Annotated in this window: 16 protein-coding genes; 6 read left to right on the top strand and 10 right to left on the bottom strand. The window is 60.8% G+C overall.

All coding sequences use genetic code 11. The features are described 5' to 3' along the window. Positions 1-220: 220 nt before the first annotated feature. The gene (locus AC07OP_RS28380; protein ID WP_027604232.1) at positions 221-1,684 is read right to left on the bottom strand and encodes a glyceraldehyde-3-phosphate dehydrogenase; all 1,464 of its coding nucleotides are present in this window, start codon (positions 1,682-1,684) and stop codon (positions 221-223) included. Between the two features lie 340 nt (positions 1,685-2,024). On the opposite strand from AC07OP_RS28380, the gene mfd reads away from it, so the two are divergent. From mfd to AC07OP_RS28365, 3 genes are read left to right on the top strand one after another with little or no spacing between them, the layout of a single operon-like run. Next, positions 2,025-5,474 (top strand): transcription-repair coupling factor, encoded by a 3,450-nt coding sequence (gene mfd, locus AC07OP_RS28375; protein ID WP_253493692.1) that lies wholly within the window; start codon positions 2,025-2,027, stop codon positions 5,472-5,474. An 11-nt stretch (positions 5,475-5,485) separates the two neighbouring features. Next, on the top strand, positions 5,486-6,052 hold the full coding sequence (locus AC07OP_RS28370; RefSeq protein ID WP_065928156.1) for a CsiV family protein: 567 nt from the start codon (positions 5,486-5,488) through the stop codon (positions 6,050-6,052). 9 nt (positions 6,053-6,061) lie between these two features. Continuing rightward, positions 6,062-8,755 (top strand): DEAD/DEAH box helicase, encoded by a 2,694-nt coding sequence (locus AC07OP_RS28365; RefSeq protein ID WP_115485927.1) that lies wholly within the window; start codon positions 6,062-6,064, stop codon positions 8,753-8,755. Here the strand turns inward: AC07OP_RS28365 and nagZ are convergent. Together nagZ and AC07OP_RS28355 are read right to left on the bottom strand one after the other, a co-directional pair. Continuing rightward, a complete protein-coding gene (gene nagZ / locus AC07OP_RS28360) occupies positions 8,752-9,759 on the bottom strand; it encodes a beta-N-acetylhexosaminidase (RefSeq protein ID WP_065947399.1) in 1,008 nt (335 codons plus the stop codon). The genes AC07OP_RS28365 and nagZ overlap by 4 nt on opposite strands. Before the next feature lie 136 nt (positions 9,760-9,895). Beyond that, on the bottom strand, positions 9,896-10,603 hold the full coding sequence (locus tag AC07OP_RS28355) for a TetR/AcrR family transcriptional regulator (RefSeq protein WP_027604237.1): 708 nt from the start codon (positions 10,601-10,603) through the stop codon (positions 9,896-9,898). 263 nt (positions 10,604-10,866) lie between these two features. On the opposite strand from AC07OP_RS28355, the gene lexA reads away from it, so the two are divergent. Further along, positions 10,867-11,475: a transcriptional repressor LexA gene (gene lexA / locus AC07OP_RS28350; protein ID WP_003172575.1), complete on the top strand. Its 609-nt coding sequence runs from the start codon at positions 10,867-10,869 to the stop codon at positions 11,473-11,475. Positions 11,476-11,485: 10 nt separating this feature from the next. Further along, positions 11,486-11,959 carry an SOS-induced cell division inhibitor SulA gene (gene sulA / locus AC07OP_RS28345; RefSeq protein WP_065939343.1) on the top strand — a complete coding sequence of 158 codons (474 nt, stop codon included), beginning with the start codon at positions 11,486-11,488 and terminating at the stop codon, positions 11,957-11,959. Positions 11,960-12,041: 82 nt separating this feature from the next. Here sulA and AC07OP_RS28340 read toward each other — a convergent pair whose 3' ends face one another. From AC07OP_RS28340 to AC07OP_RS28310, 7 genes are all read right to left on the bottom strand, one after another. After that, positions 12,042-12,275, bottom strand: a complete 234-nt coding sequence (locus AC07OP_RS28340) for a hypothetical protein (RefSeq protein ID WP_010212068.1) — start codon at positions 12,273-12,275, stop codon at positions 12,042-12,044. Positions 12,276-12,393: 118 nt separating this feature from the next. Further along, on the bottom strand, positions 12,394-12,915 hold the full coding sequence (locus AC07OP_RS28335; protein WP_495101232.1) for a DUF6586 family protein: 522 nt from the start codon (positions 12,913-12,915) through the stop codon (positions 12,394-12,396). Between the two features lie 205 nt (positions 12,916-13,120). Then, on the bottom strand, positions 13,121-15,742 hold the full coding sequence (topA, locus tag AC07OP_RS28330; protein ID WP_495101231.1) for a type I DNA topoisomerase: 2,622 nt from the start codon (positions 15,740-15,742) through the stop codon (positions 13,121-13,123). 114 nt (positions 15,743-15,856) lie between these two features. Continuing rightward, entirely contained in the window at positions 15,857-16,093 is a 237-nt protein-coding gene (locus tag AC07OP_RS28325) for a DUF1653 domain-containing protein (protein WP_027604241.1), read from the bottom strand. A 97-nt stretch (positions 16,094-16,190) separates the two neighbouring features. Beyond that, the gene (gene fadA / locus AC07OP_RS28320) at positions 16,191-17,366 is read right to left on the bottom strand and encodes an acetyl-CoA C-acyltransferase FadA (protein WP_026136849.1); all 1,176 of its coding nucleotides are present in this window, start codon (positions 17,364-17,366) and stop codon (positions 16,191-16,193) included. A 29-nt stretch (positions 17,367-17,395) separates the two neighbouring features. Beyond that, positions 17,396-19,543, bottom strand: coding sequence for a fatty acid oxidation complex subunit alpha FadB (fadB, locus tag AC07OP_RS28315; RefSeq protein WP_027604242.1), 2,148 nt, complete (start codon positions 19,541-19,543; stop codon positions 17,396-17,398). 495 nt (positions 19,544-20,038) lie between these two features. Beyond that, positions 20,039-20,476, bottom strand: a complete 438-nt coding sequence (locus tag AC07OP_RS28310; protein ID WP_115485923.1) for a hypothetical protein — start codon at positions 20,474-20,476, stop codon at positions 20,039-20,041. Positions 20,477-20,581: 105 nt separating this feature from the next. Between AC07OP_RS28310 and AC07OP_RS28305 the strand changes: the two genes are divergently transcribed. After that, positions 20,582-21,022, top strand: coding sequence for a universal stress protein (locus AC07OP_RS28305; protein WP_027604244.1), 441 nt, complete (start codon positions 20,582-20,584; stop codon positions 21,020-21,022). Positions 21,023-21,031 lie beyond the last annotated feature (9 nt).

Here is a 21,031-nt window from a genome sequence, read left to right as displayed (position 1 = left end):
GCTTCCTGAATGAACGCGGCGCCTGTGAGTTTTTCGCGAGCAAGCTCGCTCCTACAAAAAGCCTTAACTGACTGGCATTAACCCCTCCCACATGTCGACTTGTGAATACATTCAAATGTGGGAGGGAGCTTGCTCCCGATGAGGCCCTGCTCGATAACACAAACCAGCAGCCATGAAAAAGCCCCGAACCAGTCGGGGCTTTTTCATTCAGTGCTAAGGCTTAGCGCGGGAACGCAGGCGGGTTGACCCCGGCCATGTCTTCCATCACGCGAACCACCTGGCAGCTGTAGCCGAACTCGTTGTCGTACCAGACGTACAGTACAACGCGGTTGTCCTGGGTAATGGTCGCTTCCGCGTCCACTACACCGGCGTGGCGCGAGCCAACGAAGTCGGTGGACACCACTTCCTGGGAATTGACGAAGTCGATTTGCTTATGCAGGTCGGAGTGCAGCGCCATGTAGCGCAGGTACTCGTTCATCTCTTCACGGGTAGCGGCTTTCTCAAGGTTCAGGTTGAGAATGGCCATCGACACGTTCGGCGTCGGCACACGGATCGCGTTACCGGTCAGCTTGCCGGCCAGCTCAGGCAAGGCCTTGGCAGCGGCGGTGGCGGCACCGGTCTCGGTGATGACCATGTTCAGCGCGGCGCTGCGGCCACGGCGATCACCCTTGTGGAAGTTGTCGATCAGGTTCTGGTCGTTGGTGTACGAGTGAACGGTTTCAACGTGGCCGTTGACGATGCCGAACTTGTCATTCACAGCCTTGAGCACCGGCACGATGGCGTTGGTGGTGCAGGAGGCGGCGGACACGATCTTGTCGTCAGCGGTGATTTCACCGTGGTTGATGCCGTGGACGATGTTCTTGAGCTTGCCTTTGCCAGGCGCGGTCAGCACGACGCGGTCGATGCCCGGGCAGGCCAGGTGCTGGCCCAGGCCTTCGGCATCACGCCATACGCCGGTGTTGTCCACCAGCAGGGCGTCCTTGATGCCGTACTGGGTGTAATCCACCTCGGTCGGGTTCTTCGCGTAGATCACCTGGATCAGGTTGCCGTTGGCGGTGATGGTGTTGTTTTCTTCGTCGATGGTGATGGTGCCGTTGAACGAACCGTGTACCGAATCGCGACGCAGCAGGCTGGCGCGTTTGGTCAGGTCGTTCTCGGCGCCTTTGCGCACCACGATGGCACGCAGGCGCAGGCCGTCGCCGCCACCGGTTTTTTCGATCAGGATGCGCGCCAGCAGGCGGCCGATACGACCGAAACCGTAGAGGACAACGTCGGTGCCTTTGCGGGCAGCGGCGTTTTGCTGGCCCACCACATCGGCCATTTCTTCACGCACGAACTGCTCGGCGCTGCGGCCGGCACCTTCCTTGCGGAACTTGTAGGCCAGCTTGCCCAGGTCTACCGAAGCCGCGCCGAGCTTGAGCTCGCTCATGGCCTTGAGCAGGGGGAATGTTTCGTGGACGGAGAGTTCGCTGTCGTCGGCGGAACGATGGCGAGCAAAGCGATGCGCCTTGAGAATCGCGATGACTGATTGGTTGATCAGGCTGCGGCCATAGATCGAGCTCACCACATTGTTATTGCGGTACAGCTGACCGATAAGCGGGATCATCGCTTCTGCGAGTGCTTCACGGTCGATCCATTCACCAAGACACTGGTCGGGCTTCTGAGTCACGGGAACCTTCCACATGTAGGGGCTGAAAAAAGGGGCTACATTATGTCGTCCGACCGCCCGTTGAGCAATGCGCCAACCACAACAAAAAGCCCTTGCAAAAAAATACCACCCCGCTACAGGCCAGGAAACACGCGGGTTTCAGAAGGCCACCAATGGCGCAGTGCCGCCAACTTGTCCGTAACTCTCCGAAACATCCGTGCAAAACGGCACTACATAATGAGTCAAAAGGCTGCTTTGTTTGTCTTAGCCACTACATTTCCTACAAACCGTAATAGGCTCAGTCAGCAACTGACAGGCGGCACCCCGGGCCGTTACAATTACCGACTTTGTCGCAACGCTTGGAGCTCAACCTTCCGTGCCCGTTCTGCGTCTACCGCTTCTCCCTGCCGCGGCAGGTAAACAGCACTGGGGCAACCTGCCCGGTGCCGCCCTGAGCCTGGCCATTGCCGAGGCTGCCAGCGCAGCCAAGCGCTTTACCCTGCTGCTTACCGCCGACAGCCAAAGCGCCGAACGGTTGGAGCAGGAGCTGAGCTTCTTCGCCCCCGATTTGCCGGTGCTGCATTTTCCCGACTGGGAAACCCTGCCCTACGACCTGTTCTCGCCGCACCAGGACATCATCTCCCAGCGCATCGCCAGCCTGTACCGCCTGCCGGAACTGGCCCACGGTGTGTTGGTGGTGCCGATCACCACCGCCCTGCACCGCCTGGCGCCGACCAAGTTCCTGCTGGGCAGCAGCCTGGTGCTGGATATCGGCCAGAAGCTCGACGTGGAACAGATGCGCACGCGCCTCGAAGCCAGCGGCTACCGCTGCGTCGACACGGTGTATGAACACGGTGAATTCGCCGTGCGTGGTGCGCTGATCGACCTGTTCCCCATGGGCAGCAAGTTGCCGTACCGCATCGACCTGTTCGATGACGAAATCGAGACCCTGCGCACCTTCGACCCGGAAAACCAGCGGTCCATCGACAAGGTCGAGTCGATCAAGCTGTTGCCGGCACGGGAGTTCCCGCTGCAAAAGGACGCGGTCACGCGCTTCAAGGCGCGCTTCCGTGAACGCTTTGACGTGGACTTCCGCCGCTGCCCGATCTTCCAGGACTTGAGCAGCGGGATTACCCCGGCCGGTATCGAGTACTACCTGCCGCTGTTCTTCGACGAAACCTCGACCCTGTTCGACTACCTGCCCCAGGACACCCAGGTGTTCTCGTTGCCGGGCATCGAACAGGCGGCGGAAAACTTCTGGAACGACGTGCGCAACCGCTATGAAGAGCGCCGCGTCGATCCTTCCCGGCCTTTATTGCCGCCTGCCGAATTGTTCCTGCCGGTGGAAGACTGCTTCGCCCGCCTGAAAAACTGGCCGCGCGTGGTCGCCAGCCAGCAGGATGTGGACGCCGGCAGCGGCCGCGAGCGCTTCCCAGCGGCAACGTTGCCGGACCTGGCGATCCAGGCCAAAGCCACGCAACCCCTGGAAGCACTCTCGAACTTCCTCGGCGACTTCCCCGGTCGCGTGCTGTTCACCGCAGAGTCCGCCGGGCGCCGTGAAGTGCTGCTGGAGCTGCTGGAACGCCTGAAGCTGCGGCCAAAAACCGTCGACAGCTGGCCGGATTTTGTCGCCGGCAAAGAGCGCCTGGCGATCACCATCGCGCCATTGGACGAAGGCCTGCTGCTGGATGACCCGGCGCTCGCGCTGATCGCCGAGAGCCCGCTGTTCGGCCAGCGCGTGATGCAGCGTCGCCGCCGTGAAAAACGCGCCGACGCCAACAACGACGCGGTGATCAAAAACCTCACGGAACTGCGCGAAGGCGCGCCGGTGGTGCATATCGACCACGGTGTCGGCCGCTACCTGGGCCTGCAGACCCTGGAGATCGACAACCAGGCCGCCGAATTCCTCACCATGGAATACGCCGAGGGCGCCAAGCTCTACGTGCCGGTGGCCAACCTGCACCTGATCGCCCGCTACACCGGCAGCGACGACGCCCTGGCGCCGTTGCACCGCCTGGGCTCCGAGACCTGGCAGAAAGCCAAGCGCAAGGCCGCCGAGCAAGTGCGCGATGTCGCCGCCGAACTGCTCGACATCTATGCCCGTCGTGCGGCGCGCGAAGGGTATGCCTTCGCCGACCCGAAGGCCGACTACGCCACCTTCAGCGCCGGCTTCGCCTTCGAAGAAACCCCGGACCAGCAGACCACCATCGAAGCGGTGCGCGCCGACATGCTCGCGCCCAAGCCGATGGACCGCCTGGTGTGCGGCGACGTGGGCTTCGGCAAGACCGAAGTGGCCATGCGCGCAGCCTTTATTGCGGTACACGGCGGCAAGCAAGTGGCGATCCTGGTGCCGACTACCCTGCTCGCCCAGCAGCACTACAACAGCTTCCGCGACCGCTTTGCCGACTGGCCGGTGACCGTGGAAGTGATGAGCCGCTTCAAGTCCGCCAAGGAAGTCAACGCGGCGGTCGCCGACCTCGCCGAAGGCAAGATCGACATCGTGATCGGCACGCACAAGCTGCTGTCGGACGATGTAAAGATCAAGAACCTGGGCCTGGTGATCATCGACGAAGAACACCGCTTCGGTGTGCGTCAGAAAGAACAGCTCAAGGCCCTGCGCAGCGAAGTCGACATTCTTACCCTCACCGCCACGCCGATTCCGCGCACGCTGAACATGGCGGTGTCGGGCATGCGCGACCTGTCGATCATCGCCACGCCGCCGGCGCGGCGCCTGTCGGTGCGCACGTTCGTGATGGAGCAGAACAAAAGCACAGTCAAGGAAGCGCTGCTGCGGGAATTGCTGCGTGGCGGCCAGGTGTACTACCTGCACAACGACGTAAAAACCATCGAGAAATGCGCCGCCGACCTCGCCGAACTGGTGCCGGAAGCACGCATCGCCATCGGCCACGGGCAGATGCGCGAACGCGATCTCGAACAGGTGATGAGCGACTTCTACCACAAGCGCTTCAACGTGCTGATCGCCTCGACCATCATCGAGACCGGCATCGACGTGCCAAGCGCCAACACCATCATCATCGAGCGGGCGGACAAGTTCGGCCTGGCCCAGCTGCATCAGCTGCGCGGCCGGGTTGGGCGCAGTCACCACCAGGCGTATGCCTACCTGCTGACGCCGCCCCGCCAGCAGATCACCGGGGACGCCGAAAAGCGCCTGGAAGCGATCGCCAACACCCAGGACCTGGGCGCCGGTTTTGTGCTGGCCACCAACGACCTGGAAATCCGCGGTGCCGGCGAACTGCTGGGCGATGGCCAGAGCGGGCAGATCCAGGCCGTCGGCTTCACCCTGTATATGGAGATGCTCGAACGCGCGGTGAAAGCCATCCGCAAGGGCGAGCAGCCAAACCTCGACCAGCCCCTGGGCGGCGGTCCGGAAATCAACCTGCGCTTGCCGGCGTTGATCCCCGAAGACTACCTGCCGGATGTGCATGCACGGTTGATCCTGTACAAGCGCATCGCCTCGGCCACCGACGAAGAGGGCCTCAAGGACCTGCAGGTGGAGATGATCGACCGCTTCGGCCTGCTGCCCGAGCCGACCAAGAACCTGGTGCGCCTGACCCTGCTCAAATTGCAGGCCGAGCAGCTCGGGATCAAGAAAGTCGACGCCGGGCCGCAAGGCGGGCGTATCGAGTTCGAAGCGCAGACGCCGGTGGACCCCCTGGTGCTGATCAAGCTGATCCAGGGCCAGCCCAATCGCTACAAGTTCGAAGGGGCTACGCTGTTCAAGTTCATGGTGCCGATGGAACGTGCCGAAGAACGCTTTAATACATTGGAGGCGTTGTTCGAGCGCCTCATCCCGAAATCTGCTTGAAGGACGCCCCAATGCGCCTGTTCCGCATTCTGAGCCTGTTGTTGGTGGTACTCGCGCCTTCGGCATTTGCCGACAGTCCGTACCAGGTGGAAATGATCCTGGTACGCCAGAACGCGGAGCCGGCGCTCAACAGCCGCGCTGCGCCGGAAAACTGGGATGCGGGCGCGCAGCGGTTGGGCGACAGGCTGAGCCCGCCGCGCCTGAACAATATCGTCGACAAACTCAACGCCGATAACAGCTTCACCGTGCTGGCGCACAAGGCCTGGGAACAGAACCTCGGCGAGCAGCCGGTCAGGATCGCGATCACCGACGGCCAGGAGCAGTTCGGCCAGTTCCCCATCGAAGGGGTGTTGAGCCTGCAACTGGGGCGCTTCACGGATATCGATGCGGACTTCTGGCTCAACACGTTCGACAGCAACGGCAGTGTGGTGGCCAGCGAACACCTGAGCCAGAAAGACGTGCGCACCAAGAACAACCAGCTCAACTACCTGGATGGCGGCCACCTGGCACTGCTGATCAAGATCACGTCGCTGACCGCCAAGCCACCCAGCGCACCCCCGCCCGACATTCAGGACTGATTCAGCGCCATGCCCCTGACGTCGCCGTTGACCAAACCCCTGGCCCCTTCGTGGGCCAATCGCTTCAAAGAGCAAAGCCTGGAGCGCGGGCGACGCTACGCCCTGGAGAACCGTGTGCGCATCGTCGAATCCGGCGACAGCACCATCGTCGCCAGTTGCGAAGGCTCGGGGGGCAACGTTTACCGGCAGACCATCTCATTGCGCGAATCGGCCAAGGGCGCGCTGATCCTGGTGGACAGCCGCTGTACCTGCCCGGTGCACACCAACTGCAAACACATCGCGGCGGTGCTGCTCAAGGTCCAGGAAACCCTGGCCTACCCGGCGGCGGCCCAGGATGCCGAGTTGCTGGAAAAACTCCAGGCCGTGCTGGATAACCGCGTGGTGTTGCCGCAGGTGGTGATGGAGGATGTGGTGCCCGTGCCGCGCCTGTGGCTGGCCAGCGTCGAGTTCAGCGCATTTGAGCCGCGCAACGGCAAGATGCAACGCTATATCCAGCACCGTGCGGCGTTGTCGTTCAACTACCTGGGCAACTATGTCAGCGGGCAGAAGAACGCCGACATCATCGTGCGCCAGGAAACCCAGAGCCTGCGCATCAAGCGCCATCCCGAGCTGGAGCAGCCCTATCGCGAACAACTGCGCCTGCTCGGTTTCAAGATCGCCACGCGCCAGAGCAAGGCCTTGCCGGAAAGCGCCGGCGAGCTGTTCGAGATGGTCAATGACAGCGCCTGGCTGAACTTCACCCTCAATGCCTCGCCGACCCTGCGGGCCGAGGGTTGGGAGCTGCAGATCGATGATGACTTCGGGTTTGACCTGAGCGCCGTCGACGACTGGTACGCCACCGTCGATGAAGGCCCCGAGCGCGACTGGTTCGACCTGGAACTGGGGATTATCGTCAACGGTGAGCGCCTGAGCCTGCTACCGATCCTGCTCAACCTGATGCGCTCCCACACCGAGATCCTCAACCCGGAAAAACTCGCGCGACGCAGGGATGACGAGCTGATCCTGGTGAATATTCCCGGCCTGCCCAATGGCGGCCACGGCCCGCTGCAAGTGGCCCTGCCCTACGGCCGCCTGAAACCGGTACTGGCCACCCTCGGCGAGTTTTACCTGCAGGAGCCCGGCACCACCGCGCTGCGCCTGGCCAAGGCCGATGCTATTCGCCTCAACCCGCTGGAAGACCTGCCCCTGCAATGGGAGGGCGGCGAGAAGATCCGCAACTTTGCCCAGCGCCTGCGGGACATCAAGGACTTCACCTGCGTGGCGCCCGAAGGCCTGAACGCGACCTTGCGACCTTATCAGTTGGAAGGGTTGAGCTGGATGCAGTCGCTGCGCCAGCTGGAGGTGGGCGGCATACTTGCGGATGACATGGGCCTGGGCAAAACCCTGCAGACCCTGGCGCATATCCTCAGTGAAAAGATCGCCGGGCGCCTGGACCGGCCGTGCATGGTGGTGATGCCCACCAGCCTGATCCCCAACTGGCTCGACGAAGCGGCGCACTTCACCCCGCAGCTCAAGGTACTGGCGCTGTACGGGGCCACGCGCAAAAAACACTTCGCCAGCCTGCAGGACTACGACCTGCTGTTGACCACCTACGCGCTGCTGCCCAAGGACATCGAACACCTGGCCGCCCTGCCCTTGCATGTGCTGATCCTCGATGAAGCCCAGTACATCAAGAACCCTTCCAGCAAGGCTGCCCAGGCCGCGCGCGAGCTGAATGCCCGGCAGCGCCTGTGCCTGAGCGGCACACCGCTGGAAAACCACCTGGGCGAGTTGTGGTCGCTGTTCCACTTCCTGCTGCCGGGCTGGCTGGGCGACGTCAAAAGCTTCAACCGCGACTACCGCGTCCCCATCGAAAAGCGCGCCAGCGAGGTACGACTGCAGCACCTCAACGGTCGGATCAAACCCTTCCTGCTGCGCCGCACCAAGGAACAGGTGGCCACGGAGCTGCCGCCCAAGACCGAGATCATTCATTGGGTCGACCTCAATGAGGCCCAGCGCGATGTGTACGAGACCATGCGCCTGGCCATGGACAAAAAGGTCCGCGACGAAATCACCCGCAAAGGCGTGGCACGCAGCCAGATCATCATCCTTGAAGCACTGCTGAAGCTACGCCAGGTGTGCTGCGATCTGCGCCTGGTCAACGATGCGACCCTGCCCACCCGCGGCAGCAGCTCGGGCAAGCTCGACAGCCTGATGGAAATGCTCGAAGAGCTGTTTGAGGAAGGCCGCCGGATCCTGTTGTTTTCCCAGTTCACCTCGATGTTGAGCCTGATCGAAGTGGAGCTGAAAAAACGCGGTGTCGCTTACGCCCTGTTGACGGGCCAGACCCGCGACCGGCGCACACCGGTGAAGGATTTCCAGAGCGGCAAGTTGCAGATTTTCCTGATCAGCCTGAAGGCCGGTGGCGTGGGCCTGAACCTGACCGAAGCCGACACCGTGATTCACTACGACCCTTGGTGGAACCCGGCCACCGAGAACCAGGCCACCGACCGTGCATACCGCATCGGCCAGGAGAAGCCGGTGTTCGTCTATAAGATGATTGCGCGGGGCACGGTGGAGGAGAAAATCCAGCACCTGCAGAAGGAAAAATCCGACCTGGCAGCGGGCGTGCTGGATGGGCGTACGACGGGGGATTGGCAGTTGGGCAACGACGATATCGAGGCGTTGTTTGCGCCGTTGCCCAATAAGCAGGAAAAGCGCTAGATCAGCTGTGCATCCCGCAAAGCGCCCAGTGCGGTGAGCCAGCGCGGATCCTGCTTGTAGTCAGTCGAAGCAATCGCCTGCCCACGCATACGCGCGATGCGGGCCGACGGCGTGACCTTCATGCGCTGCGCCGCACTCAGCGCCAGCTCAGCCGCCGCACGATCGTTGCACACCAGCCCCATGTCGCAACCGGCGGTCAGCGCCGCCTCGATCCGACTGGCGGCGTCGCCGACCACATGGGCGCCAGCCATCGACAGGTCATCGCTGAAAATCACCCCATCGAACTGCAACTCGCCGCGCAGGATGTCCTGCAACCAGCGGCGTGAGAAACCGGCAGGCTGCGCATCCACCTGCGGGTAGATAACATGCGCCGGCATCACTGCCGCCAACTGCTTGCTCAGGCGTGCGAAAGGCACCAGGTCATTGGCGCGAATCTGTTCCAGGCTGCGTTCATCATTGGGAATCGCGACGTGGGAATCAGCCTCGGCCCAGCCATGGCCCGGGAAGTGTTTACCGGTGGCGGCCATGCCGGCGCTGTTCATGCCTCGGATAAAGGCACCGGCGAGCACGGCGGCGCGCTCGGGATCGCCCTCGAAGGAACGGGTGCCGACCACGGCGCTGCGCTGGTAGTCCAGGTCCAGCACCGGGGCGAAGCTCAGGTCGAGACCGACCGCCAGTACTTCAGTGGCCATGATCCAGCCGCACTGCTCGGCCAGGTACTCGGCGTTGGGGTTGTCCGCCAACGCGCGCATGGCCGGCAGGCGCACAAAGCCCTGGCGCAGGCGCTGTACGCGACCGCCTTCCTGGTCGACCGCCAGCAGCAGGTCCGGGCGCACGGCACGAATCGCCGCGCTCAATTCCCGCACCTGCCGCGGGTGCTCGATATTGCGCGCAAAAATGATCAGGCCACCGACTTCAGGCTGGCGCAACAGGTGGCGATCCTCGGCCGTCAGCCAAGTACCGGCCACGTCGACCATCAAAGAACCTTGCAGGGCAGCAGTCATAAACCTTCCTTAAATAACGCACACAACCCGTTGACCCCACCAGGCGCAGTGAGGACAACAGGTTGCGAGTAAATAGCTGAATTCGACATGGGCAGCTAGCTTAGCGGATGCAAGCGGCCGCGCACACCCGGAGCGGTCAAACCTTGGCGGCAGCTGGCGTGGATTTGCTGCGCGGGCGCAATTGGGCGGCAGCCATGGCCGAGTCGGTCACGCCGGTTTCAGCGCGCATACCGGCGGCAAGGAATGGCACCATCAGGCGCATGACCTGCTCAATGGAAGTATTTACGCCGAAATCGGTCTCGGCAATCGCACGCAACGCCTTGATCCCGGACATGCTGAATGCGGCCGCACCGAGCATGAAGTGCACGCGCCAGAACAGTTCGATCGGCGGAATACGCGGGGCGGCTTCGTTGACCAGCAACATATAGCGGCGGAATACCTTGCCGTACATGTCTTCCAGGTAACGGCGCAAGTGGCCCTGGCTCTGGCTGAATGCCAGGCCCAGCAGGCGCATGAAGATCGACAGGTCATTGCCGCTGCGTGGCTGAACCACCAGCGCCTGCTCCACGAGCATTTCCAGCAGGTCTTCCAGGGTCGGCTTGTGGTCGGCCTTGGCCTGGCGGCGCTCGAGTTCACGGTCGAGGCTGGCACAGAACGGCCCCAGGAAGCGCGAGAATACCGCCTGGATCAGGGCCTTTTTCGAGCCGAAATGGTAGTTCACTGCAGCGAGATTGACCCCGGCTTTGCTGGTGATCAGCCGCAATGAAGTTTCAGCAAATCCTTTTTCCGCGAACAATTGCTCGGCAGCATCGAGAATGCGTTCAACGGTTTCCGACTGGGCCATGGATACTCCGCCTGACAAACACTTGTTTGAAACATACGTTTCAGGGTGTGTCTTGTCAAGCCTGCAAGTTCGCTTTCCGGCCGGGCAGTCATCTATTTCATCGCTATTTAATCACATACTCCCAGGTCTGTAGGCAGCGCTATCTCTGCCTTGTAGGACACTTGACGAATGACCGTCCAGCGGAGCCGCAGAAAAGGATGATTGCCAAGTGCAGTTCACTGTATATAATCCCAGTCACTGTATAAAAAGACAGAGCGATCAACATGCTAAAACTGACGCCACGCCAAGCTGAGATTCTGGCTTTTATCAAGCGCTGCCTCGATGACAACGGCTACCCGCCGACACGAGCGGAAATTGCGCTGGAACTGGGGTTCAAGTCCCCCAACGCCGCCGAAGAACACCTCAAGGCCCTCGCTCGCAAAGGCGCGATCGAGATGACCCCCGGTGCTTCACGGGGTATTCGCATCCCTGGCTTCGAAGCCAAGGCCGACGAATCGACACTGCCGATCATCGGTCGCGTCGCCGCCGGTGCGCCCATCCTGGCGCAGCAGCACGTCGAGGAATCCTGCAACATCAACCCGACCTTCTTCCATCCTCGCGCCGACTACCTGTTGCGGGTGCACGGCATGAGCATGAAGGACGTAGGGATCTTCGATGGCGACCTGCTGGCCGTCCACACTACCCGCGAAGCCCGTAATGGCCAGATCGTCGTCGCCCGTATCGGCGATGAAGTCACCGTCAAACGCTTCAAGCGCGAAGGCAGCAAGGTCTGGCTCCTGGCCGAGAACCCTGAGTTCGCCCCGATTGAAGTGAACCTGAAAGATCAGGACCTGGTGATCGAAGGCCTGAGCGTCGGCGTCATTCGCCGCTAAAGGAGGCATCATGCAGCTCGTGCACACCCCCCAACACACACAACTGTCGCTGTTCGAGGCCTTTATGGCCCAACCCCTTGCGCCCATCCTCAAGGAAACGGTCGAGGCGCCCTGGGGCGCCGAACCTGAGGCGTTCAGTGAACTGTCGTTGCGCGGTGCGGCTGGGAGCTGCCTGAGCCTGCTGGCGCCGATCCTTCGTGAACTGAGCGAGGAACAGGATGCACGCTGGTTGACGCTGATCGCCCCGCCCGCCAGCCTGACCCAGGCCTGGCTGCGGGATGCCGGCCTTAATCGCGAGCGCATCCTGTTGCTGCAACCCCGCGGTGCGCAAAGTGCTCAGCAGTTGACCTGTGAAGCCTTGCGCCTGGGTCGTAGCCACACCGTGGTGAGCTGGCTCAACCCGCTGAATGCCACTGCCAAGGCACAGCTGATCAGCGCAGCGCGTACCGGCGATGCACAGAGCTTGAATATTCGATTGGGTTAATTCTGTGTGCCGCAGGCTATCCATTTGAAGGAGCCTGTTGTGGTGAGCGGGCTTGCCACAACAGCGAACCCACTTGCCACACTCAGTGAAGAACGCGCGGGCCGTCTTCTTTCTCGGGCTCGCCTTCTGCCAGGCGACCGGCCATCTGCACACCAACGCTCAACATGGCTTTTGCCACTTCCACGTGCTGGCCCTGCAGGAACACCTTGGCGTCCTCGGAAAAATCCAGGATAACCAGAGAACCTTCGTCCTCGGCCCGGCGCAGCTCGATTCGGCCGTCAGGCAACTCAACAATTTCCAGAAAGGACGTCGGCATAAAAGTCTGTTCTCCACGAAAGGCCGGGATTATATCAGTCATCCGCCCGGCCTCGCTGAGGATCTGAAGAGGTTTCTTTACGGCTTGATGAACGGTGCCATGTGAATCCGACCAACGTTCAGCACTCGTTCAAACCTTCACGAAAGCGCAATGCCATCTTTTTCAGCGCCTGACGCCAGCCTTCCAACTCTTCGCGACCCAGTGGCTTGGGCTCTTCCTCTTCCAGCGCCACCGCAACGATCAAGGGCTGGGTTACATCGCCCTTGGGCACATGGGGAACACGGGGCGGCTGAAACATATCCGCATGGGCCTTAAGCAGGCGCGCGACCCAGCTGTCAGGGCTCTGCGCCATTTCCACCAGCTCGGCCAGCTCAGGGATCGCCATGCTTTCCAGCACCTCACGATTCATGATCATTTCCGCACGGGGCGAACCGGCCTGGGGCAAACGGTAGAACCCGGCGATCTCATGACACAAGCCCAGTAACGCACCATACAGGTGGAACAACGCGGCTTCACGCCCGGCCTGGACCAGCGCAATCGCGTTCATCTCCTTCCCCTCCTCGGCACGGCCAAGGGCTTCCAGGGACAAACCCGCAAAATAAATTTTCTGATTGGTACGGGTATAGAGCTCGTTGGCCATAACGGCAATCTCCACAACGAATAAGCGTGATCCTGGCTATGTAGGAGCGAGCTTGCTCGCGAAAAACTTCAGAGCACCGTTTGGCGCCAGGTTTTTCGCGTAATCGTTAACAACCTTCGCGAGCGAGGACCAGGCGCCCTCCTCGTTCCCACAGCAAGCAAAAGCCGTCTATACAGACGGCTTCCAACGTTAACAGACTAGCGGATCAAGCGCCCTGGCGCTTGTCCTCGACCTTCCACTTGCCACCGTCGTAGAACGCTTTCCAGCCGGTTGGCTTGCCGTCCACTTCGGTCTGCACGTACTGCTCCTTGGTCTTGCGGCTGTAGCGGATCACGGCTGGGCGACCATCCGGGTCCTTCTTCGGCGCTTCACACAGGAAGTGGTACTTCGGATCGATCTCGTCCTTGTGCGGCACGATCTCCAGCACCAACGGCGCTCGGGTCTCGCGGTTTTTCGGGAACTGGCTGGCCGCCAGGAACAGGCCCGAGGCGCCATCACGCAGGATGTAGGTGTCGTTGACCTTCTCGCACTTGAGTTCCGGCATCTTCACCGGGTCCATCTTCGGCGGCGCCGCGTCACCGCTTTTCAGCAGTTTGCGCGTGTTCTTGCAGGTCGGGTTGGTGCAACCGAAGAACTTGCCGAAGCGGCCGGTCTTGAGCTGCATCTCGCTGCCGCACTTGTCGCATTCGAGGCTCGGGCCTTCGTAGCCCTTGATGCGGTAGCTGCCCTCTTCGATCTCGTAGCCGTCGCAATCCGGGTTGTTACCGCAGATGTGCAGCTTGTGCTTCTCGTCCAGCAGGTAAGCGTCCATTGCTGTGCTGCAGATCGGGCAGCGGTGCTTGCCACGCAGTACCAGCGATTCGGATTCACCCTCGTCGTCGGCGGCGATTTCATCGCCCGGCACCAGGTTGACGGTGGCCTTGCAGCGTTCTTTCGGCGGCAGGCTGTAGCCCGAGCAACCGAGGAACACGCCGGTGGATGCGGTACGAATCTGCATCGGACGGCCACAGGTCAGGCACGGGATGTCGGTCATCACCGGCTGGTTGGCACGCATGCCGCTCTCGGGGCTTTCGGCCACTTCGAGTTTTTTCTTGAAGTCGCCGTAGAACTCGTCGAGCACGTTTTTCCAGTCGCGCTCGCCCTGGGCCACGTCATCGAGGTTCTCTTCCATACCGGCGGTAAAGCCGTAGTCCATCAGGTTGGAGAAGCTCTCGGACAGGCGCTCGGTAACGATATCGCCCATCTTTTCCGAATAGAAACGACGGTTGTGCAGCGCGACGTAGCCACGGTCCTGGATGGTGGAGATGATCGCCGCGTAAGTCGACGGACGACCGATACCGCGCTTCTCCATCTCTTTCACCAGGCTGGCTTCCGAATAACGCGCCGGCGGCTTGGTGAAGTGCTGGGACGGGTCGAGCTTGATCAGCTTCAACGTGTCGCCCTGGGCCATGTCCGGCAGCACATCGTCATCGCCAGGCTTGGCGATCTGCGGCATCACCCGGGTGTAACCGTCGAACTTGAGGATACGGCCCTTGGCGCGCAGCTCGAAGTCCCCAGCGCCGACACTGACGGTAGTGGACAGGTATTGCGCCGGCAGCATCTGGCAAGCCAGGAACTGGCGCCAGATCAGCTCGTAGAGGCGCTCAGCGTCGCGTTCCATGCCACTCAGCTTGCTTGGCTCGGTGTTGGCATCGGAAGGACGAATCGCTTCGTGAGCCTCCTGGGCGCCTTCTTTGCTGCTGTAGACGTTCGGTTTCTCCGGCAGGTACGTCTTGCCGAATTCGCTTTCAATATAGGTACGCGCCATCGCCACCGCGTCTTGCGACAGGTTGGTGGAGTCGGTACGCATATAAGTGATGTAGCCGGCTTCGTACAGACGCTGGGCCATCATCATGGTTTTCTTCACCCCGAAGCCCAGGCGGTTACTTGCGGCCTGTTGCAGGGTGGAGGTGATGAACGGCGCCGACGGCTTGCTGCTGGTCGGTTTGTCTTCACGCTTGACGATGCTGTAGCTGGAGGCCTTGAGCTTTTCCAGCGCGGCCATGGCCTGGGCTTCGTTCAGCGGCTTGAACGCCTCGCCTTTCTCACGGGCCACTTCGAAGCGCACGTTGGCGCCCTTGGCGGTGCCGAGATCGGCATGGACTTCCCAGTATTCCTCGGGGTTGAACGCACGGATCTCACGTTCGCGCTCCACCACCAGCTTGACCGCTACCGATTGCACACGGCCGGCGGACAGGCCACGGGCGATCTTGGCCCACAGCAGCGGCGAGACCATGTAGCCCACGACGCGGTCGAGGAAACGACGGGCCTGCTGGGCGTTGACGCGATCGATGTCCAGCTCGCCCGGCTTGGAGAAGGCTTCCTGGATGGCTTTCTTGGTGATTTCGTTGAACACCACACGCTTGTAGCGGCTGTCATCACCGCCGATGGCTTCCCGCAGGTGCCAGGCAATGGCTTCCCCTTCGCGGTCCAAGTCCGTTGCGAGATAGATGGTGTCGGCATCCTTGGCGAGCCGGCGCAGCTCTTCGATGACCTTTTCCTTGCCCGGAAGGATTTCGTACTTGGCCTTCCAGCCATGATCCGGGTCCACACCCATGCGCGAGACCAGCTGCTTGCGCGCTTTCTCTTTAGGCGTGAGCACCGGACCTTCGCCCGCAGCCGCCTTGCCGCGCTTGGCGGCAGGCTCCTTGCTGGCGCTAGCCGAACCGCTGGTGGGCAGGTCTCGGATATGGCCGATACTCGACTTCACCACGTACTCGTTGCCCAAGTACTTGTTGATGGTCTTGGCCTTAGCCGGGGATTCCACAATGACCAGCGATTTGCCCATGGATCGGAAAATTCCTGAATTCGAGAAGTGAAAGGCAGTTGGCGCCTGACGCGGCAACGCTATATATAGTGGCAACAAGGTGAGGTCAAGCGCAGCATTCTGCGCGACCTGCCGTTATTGCCCTGAAAAAAGACTGGGTTCGACCTGGACCAAAGCAAAGCGCGGGACCTGCTCGCCGTCAACTTCAACGGTCTCCAGGAACATGCTCAAGGGGCGCACCCAAAAGCCGTAATCGCCATACAGTGCTTGGTAGAACACCACTTCTTCTTCGGTCTCGGAATGCCGTGCCACGCTGAAAACGCGGTACTGCGGACCTTTATAATGTTGGTAGAGCCCTGGTTCGACTTTCATGCTCTGGCCCCGTTACAAAATTTGTTGAAAAAAAATATTAAAAATTCCAAAAAACAAAAACCGGGGCACTGGGCCCCGGCTTCCGTCGACTCAACGCTTAGACGCGTTCGAAGACGGTGGAGATGCCTTGGCCGAGACCAATGCACATGGTTGCAACCCCAAGGTTACCGCCATTTTGCTTCATCACGTTAAGCAAAGTGCCGGAAATACGCGCACCGGAGCAACCGAATGGGTGGCCCAGGGCAATCGCACCGCCGTGCAGGTTAACCTTCTCGTTCATCTTGTCGAGCACTTTCAAATCTTTCAGCACCGGCAGGGCCTGTGCAGCGAAAGCTTCGTTGAGCTCGAAGAAGTCGATATCGGAGATGGTCAGGCCCGCGCGCTTCAAGGCTTTTTGTGTCGCCGGTACTGGACCATAGCCCATGATTGCCGGGTCCACACCCGCCACCGCCATCGAACGAATCACCGCCAGCGGCTGGATGCCGAGGTCCTGGGCACGCTGCGCCGACATTACGATCATGCACGAGGCGCCGTCGGTGATTTGCGACGAAGTACCCGCCGTCACGGTGCCGCCCTTTGGATTGAAGGCCGGCTTGAGGGCCGCCAGGCTTTCCAGGGTGGTATCCGGACGAATGGTTTCGTCGTAGTCGAACAGCTTGAGGAAACCGTTCTCGTCGTAGCCGTTCATCGGGATGATTTCATCCTTGAACTTGCCTTCCACGGTCGCCTTGTGGGCGAGCTGGTGGGAACGCACGCCGAACGCGTCCTGGGCTTCACGGGTAATGCCGTGCATCTTGCCGAGCATTTCCGCGGTCAGGCCCATCATGCCCGAGGCTTTTGCCGCGTACAGCGACATGTGCGGGTTAGGATCGACGCCGTGCATCATGCTGACGTGGCCCATGTGCTCCACGCCACCGACCACGAACACATCACCGTTGCCGGTCATGATCGCCTGGGCGGCGGTGTGCAGCGCACTCATGGACGAGCCACACAGGCGGCTGACGGTCTGGCCGGCTGCCGTGTGCGGGATCTGCGTCATCAACGACGCCATGCGCGCAATGTTCCAGCCCTGCTCCAGGGTCTGGTTGACGCAGCCCCAGATCACGTCTTCGACTTCGTTCGGGTCGACCTTGACGTTACGTTCCAGCAGCTTGCTGATCAGGTGCGCCGACATGTCTTCAGCGCGGGTGTTGCGGTGCATGCCGCCCTTGGAGCGGCCCATCGGCGTACGACCGAAGTCGACAATCACGACGTCTCTTGGATTCAAGCTCATAAATATTCTCGCTCTAGTCGTCTGGGCACTTAACCGAAGAAGCGCTGGCCGTTCTTGGCCATCTCACGCAGCTTCGCGGTCGGGTGGTACAGCGGGCCCAGATCAGCGTATTGATCAGCCAGGGCAACGAACTCGGCCACACCGATCGAGTCGATGTAACGCAGCGCACCACCACGGAATGGAGGGAAGCCAATACCGTACACCAGGCCCATATCGGCTTCGGCGGCGGTTTCAACGATGCCGTCTTCCAGGCACCGCACGGTTTCCAGGCACAGGGCGATCATCATCCAGTTGATGATGTCCTCGTCGGACACTTCACGCTGTTCGTAGATGACCGGAGCCAGCACTTCGTGCACCGACGGGTCGGCCACTTTCTTCTGCTTGCCCTTCTTGTCCGCCTCGTAGGCGTAGAAACCCTTGCCGTTCTTCTGGCCCAGGCGCTTGGCCTCGTAGAGCGCGTCGATCGCCGAGCGGCGGTCGTCTTTCATGCGGTCCGGGAAGCCTTCAGCCATCACGTCACGACCGTGGTGGCCGGTGTCGATGCCGACCACGTCCATCAGGTACGCCGGGCCCATTGGCCAGCCGAATTTTTCCATGACCTTGTCGATGCGCACGAAGTCCACACCGGCACTCACCAGCTTGGCGAAACCGCCGAAGTACGGGAACAGCACGCGGTTGACCAGGAAGCCCGGGCAGTCGTTGACCACGATCGGGTTCTTGCCCATTTTCTTGGCGTAGGCAACGGTGGTGGCAATCGCCAGCTCGCTGGACTTCTCGCCACGGATCACTTCCACCAGCGGCATCATGTGTACCGGGTTGAAGAAGTGCATGCCGACGAAGTTTTCCGGACGCTTGAGGGCCTTGGCCAGCAGCGAAATGGAAATGGTCGAGGTGTTAGACGCCAGGATGGTGTCGTCTTTGACGTGGCCTTCAACTTCAGCCAGTACCGCCTGCTTGACCTTCGGATTCTCGACAACCGCTTCGACCACCAGGTCGACATGGCCGAAATCGCCGTAGGACAGCGTAGGACGAATGCCGTTAAGCACTTCAGCCATCTTCGCAGCCGTCATGCGACCTTTATCAACGCGGCCGACCAGCAGCTTGGCGGCTTCGGCCAGGCCCTGTTCGATACCGTGCTCGTTGATGTCCTTCATCAGGATCGGCGTGCCTTTGGACGCCGACTGATAGGCGATACCGCCGCCCATGATACCGGCGCCGAGCACGGCAGCCTGTTTCACGTCCTTGGCGATTTCGTCGTAGGCCTTGGCCTTTTTCTTCAGTTCCTGGTCGTTCAGGAACAGGCCGATCAGGCTCTGGGCCGCCGAGGTCTTGGCCAGTTTGACGAAACCTGCCGCTTCCACTTCCAGGGCTTTGTCGCGACCGAAGTTCGCGGCCTTCTGGATGGTCTTGATCGCTTCAACCGGCGCCGGGTAGTTCGGGCCGGCCTGGCCAGCCACGAACCCCTTGGCGGTTTCGAACGACATCATTTGTTCGATGGCGTTGAGCTTGAGTTTTTCCAGCTTCGGCTGACGCTTGGCCTTATAGTCAAATTCGCCGCTGATGGCGCCCTTGATCAGGTTCAGCGCGGCTTCGGCCAGTTTGTCCGCAGCCACCACAGCGTCGACGGCACCGACTTTCAGTGCGTCTTCGGCACGGTTTTCCTTGCCGGCGGCAATCCACTCGATGGCGTTGTCGGCACCAATGATGCGCGGCAGGCGCACGGTGCCGCCGAAGCCTGGGTAGATGCCCAGCTTGACTTCGGGCAGGCCGATCTTGGCGGTGGCCGCCATGACGCGGAAGTCCGCCGCCAGGCACATTTCCAGGCCGCCGCCCAGCGCGATGCCATTGATCGCGGCAACGGTGGGTACGTTGAGGTCTTCGAAATCGCTGAAAATCTTGTTGGCTTCGAGGTTGCCAGCCACCAGCTCGGCATCGGGCAGCTTGAAGTTGTCGACGAATTCGGTGATGTCAGCGCCGACGATAAACACGTCCTTGCCGCTGGAGACGATCACGCCTTTGATCGATGCATCAGCCTTGATGGTGTCTACGGCCTGACGCAGTTCGTTCAGGGTTAGACGGTTGAACTTGTTGACGGACTCACCCTTGAGGTCGAACTTCAGTTCGACGATGCCACTTTCAAGAGCCTTAACCGTGATGGCTTTACCTTCGTAAATCATCAACTGATCTCCACGATATGGAAGCTGAACAGTACACATTGGACGCTGGCCTATGCTTGGACATTGATAATTTCGTCAATGCTCAGGCCAATCCGCCAGGCACACCCGCCAATGCGATAGTCGGGTTTCTGTATGAGCGGTCTGACAGACAAACGCTCAATTCATACGCCCGTTTGATTTGGGTACGCCACCTTCATCCAATTCCGAGCAATTGTCAATCGCTCGAAAGGCTAGGAAAAACGCGACTTTCCAGTCATTTCAGAACCCTGGGGCCAGGCCCGCGATTCGTCAATATTCGACTATTCACGAAATCAATAATGAAAAAGATAGGGAAAACCGCTGTACAGAACGGGATATGCCGCTAGGCTAGCGACAACCGTAACGCGCCTGGATGAACATCCGACGCGGGAAACCCGGATTTACCGGCCTGCCTGGCCAACTCCAGCCCGATGATGCTTTCGGGCTTTTTATTGCCTGGGGTTTGACACACAGGTGTCAGGCCAGGGCCTTGAGCAATGTATCAATGGCCAGCAGGTCGCTCGCCTCGCCCTTCTCGCCCCAGTAAAGGGCGATCATTTGCTTGTCGGCCTCGACCTTGTAGACATTCGCCGGCAGCGTTGCAAAATGCGGCAACAACTTCTCATCGACACACACTTCGCGCCACTGATTGACCCACACGCCCGGCTCCAGCTGCCAGTAGCTCCAAAGGGCCGGCATACTGCCGCGCCGGGGTCGGCAGTACTGCGCACACGGGCTCGGCGGCTCTTGCTTGAGCCAGTGCGGCCATTCCTGGGGCGCCAGTTGCATGGCCAGGCCGATGCGGCGTGCCTCCATGCGCAGGGCCATGCGCCCGCTCTGATGGCGCGATGGGCGCAGCCATGCCAGAGGGCTCAGAACCACGACAAGGATTGACACCACTATCCAGACCGTCATATGTGTACTCCCGATTTTTCTGATGAGCGGATTTGACCTGACGCAACCCTATCCGCTTGAAAGCAGCCATACTGAATCTATTGCAGTCCCCTGGAGGAACGCCCCATGTCCTACGAACATATTCTGGTCGCCGTAGACCTGACCGAAGAGTGCGATCCAGTGATCAAGCGCGCCCGAGCGTTTGCCGTTGCCAGTGGCGCAAAACTGTCACTGGTGCATATCGTCGAGCCCATGGCCATGGCCTTTGGCGGCGACGTGCCCATGGACCTTTCCCAACTGCAGCAACAACAGTTCGACCAGGCCAAGGAGCGCCTTGACCGCCTGATCGTCAAATACCCCGAAGTGACCAAGGAAAACTCCCACCTCACCTACGGCCAACCGCGCCAGGAAATCCACCACCTGGCCAAGGAGCAGCATTGCGACCTGATAGTGGTCGGCAGTCATGGCCGTCATGGTTTGGCGTTGCTGCTGGGCTCCACTGCCAATGATGTGCTGCACGGTGCGCCGTGCGATGTATTGGCCGTCAGGCTGGTAAAAACCTCTTAAGGCCACATT

The organism is Pseudomonas sp. GW821-FHT09D08, from assembly GCF_059416305.1.
This window is presented reverse-complemented; position numbering and strand designations above follow the sequence as displayed.

Excerpts from the sequence above, each read along its gene's own strand:
- AC07OP_RS28380 (WP_027604232.1), bottom strand. The coding sequence starts at position 1,684 with ATGTGGAAGGTTCCCGTGACTCAGAAGCCCGACCAGTGTCTTGGTGAA.
- AC07OP_RS28370 (WP_065928156.1), top strand. The coding sequence starts at position 5,486 with ATGCGCCTGTTCCGCATTCTGAGCCTGTTGTTGGTGGTACTCGCGCCT.
- AC07OP_RS28365 (WP_115485927.1), top strand. The coding sequence starts at position 6,062 with ATGCCCCTGACGTCGCCGTTGACCAAACCCCTGGCCCCTTCGTGGGCC.
- nagZ (WP_065947399.1), bottom strand. The coding sequence starts at position 9,759 with ATGACTGCTGCCCTGCAAGGTTCTTTGATGGTCGACGTGGCCGGTACT.
- AC07OP_RS28355 (WP_027604237.1), bottom strand. The coding sequence starts at position 10,603 with ATGGCCCAGTCGGAAACCGTTGAACGCATTCTCGATGCTGCCGAGCAA.
- lexA (WP_003172575.1), top strand. The coding sequence starts at position 10,867 with ATGCTAAAACTGACGCCACGCCAAGCTGAGATTCTGGCTTTTATCAAG.
- sulA (WP_065939343.1), top strand. The coding sequence starts at position 11,486 with ATGCAGCTCGTGCACACCCCCCAACACACACAACTGTCGCTGTTCGAG.
- AC07OP_RS28340 (WP_010212068.1), bottom strand. The coding sequence starts at position 12,275 with ATGCCGACGTCCTTTCTGGAAATTGTTGAGTTGCCTGACGGCCGAATC.
- AC07OP_RS28335 (WP_495101232.1), bottom strand. The coding sequence starts at position 12,915 with ATGGCCAACGAGCTCTATACCCGTACCAATCAGAAAATTTATTTTGCG.
- topA (WP_495101231.1), bottom strand. The coding sequence starts at position 15,742 with ATGGGCAAATCGCTGGTCATTGTGGAATCCCCGGCTAAGGCCAAGACC.
- AC07OP_RS28325 (WP_027604241.1), bottom strand. The coding sequence starts at position 16,093 with ATGAAAGTCGAACCAGGGCTCTACCAACATTATAAAGGTCCGCAGTAC.
- fadA (WP_026136849.1), bottom strand. The coding sequence starts at position 17,366 with ATGAGCTTGAATCCAAGAGACGTCGTGATTGTCGACTTCGGTCGTACG.
- fadB (WP_027604242.1), bottom strand. The coding sequence starts at position 19,543 with ATGATTTACGAAGGTAAAGCCATCACGGTTAAGGCTCTTGAAAGTGGC.
- AC07OP_RS28310 (WP_115485923.1), bottom strand. The coding sequence starts at position 20,476 with ATGACGGTCTGGATAGTGGTGTCAATCCTTGTCGTGGTTCTGAGCCCT.
- AC07OP_RS28305 (WP_027604244.1), top strand. The coding sequence starts at position 20,582 with ATGTCCTACGAACATATTCTGGTCGCCGTAGACCTGACCGAAGAGTGC.